This is a genomic window from uncultured Campylobacter sp., assembly GCF_938031315.1.
In the GTDB taxonomy this organism is placed as follows: Bacteria; Campylobacterota; Campylobacteria; order Campylobacterales; family Campylobacteraceae; genus Campylobacter_B.
Genome location: NZ_CALHHT010000078.1, coordinates 1 through 2,631, shown reverse-complemented (window position 1 = coordinate 2,631; position 2,631 = coordinate 1). Strand labels below are relative to the sequence as shown.

At 50.0% G+C, this 2,631-nt stretch carries 4 protein-coding genes; all 4 read left to right on the top strand.

Annotated features, from left to right (window positions below; translation table 11 throughout):
* Window positions 1-719, top strand: a 719-nt coding sequence (locus Q0236_RS02165; protein ID WP_297914515.1) for a homoserine dehydrogenase, incomplete at its 5' end; no start/stop codon positions are given.
* A 1-nt stretch (window position 720) separates the two neighbouring features.
* Entirely contained in the window at window positions 721-1,059 is a 339-nt protein-coding gene (locus Q0236_RS02160) for a YraN family protein (protein WP_297914512.1), read from the top strand.
* A gap of 70 nt (window positions 1,060-1,129) precedes the next feature.
* The gene (gene trxA / locus Q0236_RS02155) at window positions 1,130-1,444 is read left to right on the top strand and encodes a thioredoxin (RefSeq protein ID WP_005869718.1); all 315 of its coding nucleotides are present in this window, start codon (window positions 1,130-1,132) and stop codon (window positions 1,442-1,444) included.
* Window positions 1,445-1,554: 110 nt separating this feature from the next.
* Window positions 1,555-2,499 (top strand): thioredoxin-disulfide reductase, encoded by a 945-nt coding sequence (gene trxB / locus Q0236_RS02150; protein ID WP_297914509.1) that lies wholly within the window; start codon window positions 1,555-1,557, stop codon window positions 2,497-2,499.
* Window positions 2,500-2,631 lie beyond the last annotated feature (132 nt).

The following is a 2,631-nucleotide window of genomic DNA, read 5'->3' as shown; positions in this document are numbered from 1 at the left end:
ATCCTAGCTTCGACATCGGCGGGTTTGATGCGGCGCATAAGCTCTTGATCTTAGCTAGCATCGCATACGGCGTGCACGGAGATCCTGAAGATATCCTAATCGAGGGGATCGAGGAGATCACACAGGAGGATATCTATTTTGCGCGCGAATTCGACTTCATAATCAAGCTGCTTGCGGTAGCTAAGCGCGCGTGCGACAACAAAGTCGAGCTGCGCGTCCATCCTGCGCTCATTTCAAAGGATCAAATGCTCTCAAAAGTCGACGGCGTGATGAACGGCGTGAGCATCTACGGAGACTGCGTCGGCGAGAGTATGTATTACGGCCCCGGCGCGGGCGGTAGCGCTACGGCAAGTGCGGTTATAAGCGATCTCATCGACATTGCGCGCGATAACAAAAATCCGATGCTCGGCTATAAAATTTTGCCGAGCGAAAATTTTATGCAAATTTTGCCTAGCGAGCAGATCCGCACGAAGTATTATTTCAGGCTGCGCGTGCGCGACGAAAAGGGCGTGCTTGCGAAGCTTACGAACATTATGAGCTTAAACGATCTTTCGATCGACAGCTTTTTGCAAAAGCCGAAGCTCAAAACGGATGAGGAAGTGACGCTGTTTTTCACGACGCATACGTGCTGTGAGAAGGACATAAAGCGCGCTATAAGCGTGATCGGCGGCGAAAATTTTATTACGCAAAAGCCTTTTATGATCAGGATCGAAAGCTAAGTTGAGCTTAAAAGAATATCTTTTCGGCTTTGCCTGCGAGGACCGTGCGGCGGAATTTTTACGCAGCGAAGGGTTTGAAATTTTAAAGCGAAATTTCCGCTGTCGCTTCGGCGAGATCGACATAATCGCGCGTAAGGGCGGGATTTTGCACTTTGTAGAAGTAAAAGCTACGAGCGGCGATTATGACGCCGCAGAGCGCGTGACTGGCGTCAAGATGGCTAAAATTTTAAAGGCGGCGGAATTTTATCTGATGAGCTGCGATACGGACGAGCCGTGGCAGATCGACGTCGTGGAAGTTTATCCAAAGCAGATAAAATTTATCGCCAACATATCTTTTTAAATTAGAATTTTTATTATTTATTTAAGATAGTTAACTATAATCCGCAGAATTTTAACACAAGGAGAACATTATGGGAAAGTATATAGAGCTTACTTCGGAGAATTTCGATGTTACTAAAGAGGGTGTCGCGCTAGTCGATTTTTGGGCGCCTTGGTGCGGACCGTGCCGTATGATCGCCCCGATCATCGAGGAGCTTGCGAACGATTACGACGGCAAGGCTAAAATTTGCAAAGTAAATACCGACGAAGCGCAGGATCTTGCGGTGCAGTTCGGCGTCCGCTCGATCCCTACGATTCTATTTTTCAAAGACGGCGAGCTAAAAGCTCAGCTCATCGGCGCGCAATCTAAGCAGATCATAGCCGACAAACTAAACTCGCTTCTGTAAATTTTAAAAGGGCGGCTTTCGCCCTTTTCCCTTCCACTCATCGTTTTATTAATTAAATTCGTAAATTTAATACCTGCGGCTTTACTTAATAAAATAATTAAGGAGAAAAAATGTTAGATTTAGCAATTATCGGCGGCGGCCCTGCGGGGCTAGCGGCGGGGCTTTATGCTACAAGAGGCGGTTTAAAGGACGTCGTGATGTTTGAGATGGGGATGCCCGGCGGGCAGATCACCTCAAGCTCTGAGATGGAAAACTATCCCGGCGTCGCCGCGGTAACCGACGGGATGAGCTTTATGGCGCCTTGGCAGGAGCAGTGCTTCCGCTTTGGCTTAAAGCATGAGATGGTGCGCGTGCTGCGCGTCTCAAAAGACGGCGACGGAAATTTTACGATCTATCTCGAGGGCGATCAAACACGACGCGCGCGTGCCGTTATCGTCGCTACGGGCTCTACTCCGCGCCGCGCGGGGATTGAGGGCGAGGATGAGTTTTTCGGTCGCGGCGTCAGTACCTGCGCGACCTGCGACGGATTTTTTTACAAGGGCAAAGAGGTTGCCGTTCTCGGCGGCGGCGATACGGCGCTAGAAGAAGCGCTGTATCTAGCTAAAATTTGCTCTAAAGTCTATCTGATCCACCGCAGGGATGAGTTTCGCGCCGCGCCTTCGACCGTGCAAAAGGTGCGCGAAAGTGAGAATATTGAGCTCATCACAAACGCGCTTGTAGAGCAGATCAAGGGTGATGCAAGCGGCGTAACTGGCGTCGTAGTCAAGGATAAAACAAGCGGCGCCGCGCGCGAGCTGCAGCTGCCTGGGATCTTCGTATTCGTGGGGCTTGACGTGCGAAACGAGGTGCTAAAAGACGAAAGCGGCAAGTTTATCTGCGACATCACGCCGGGCGGACAGGTCGCGGTAAATTTAAAGATGCAAACAAGCGTACACGGGCTATTTGCGGCGGGCGATATGAGGCAGGATGCGCCTAAGCAGGTCGTTTGCGCGGCAGGTGACGGCGCGGTTGCCGCACTTAGCGCGATCGCGTATCTGCAAGGACACGATAAATAAGCTTGTATTCGGCGTAAATTCCACGGCGCGGCGGGCGAAACTGCTTTCGCCGCGCTTTAAATTTAAAATCACACCTGAAATTTTGAATGAAATTTTGATATAAAAAAGGCGGCTAAATTTTAAAATTTCATC

Bases quoted from the DNA above. Each gene is read 5' to 3' on its own strand.
- trxA (WP_005869718.1), top strand. From the start codon at position 1,130: ATGGGAAAGTATATAGAGCTTACTTCGGAGAATTTCGATGTTACTAAA.
- trxB (WP_297914509.1), top strand. From the start codon at position 1,555: ATGTTAGATTTAGCAATTATCGGCGGCGGCCCTGCGGGGCTAGCGGCG.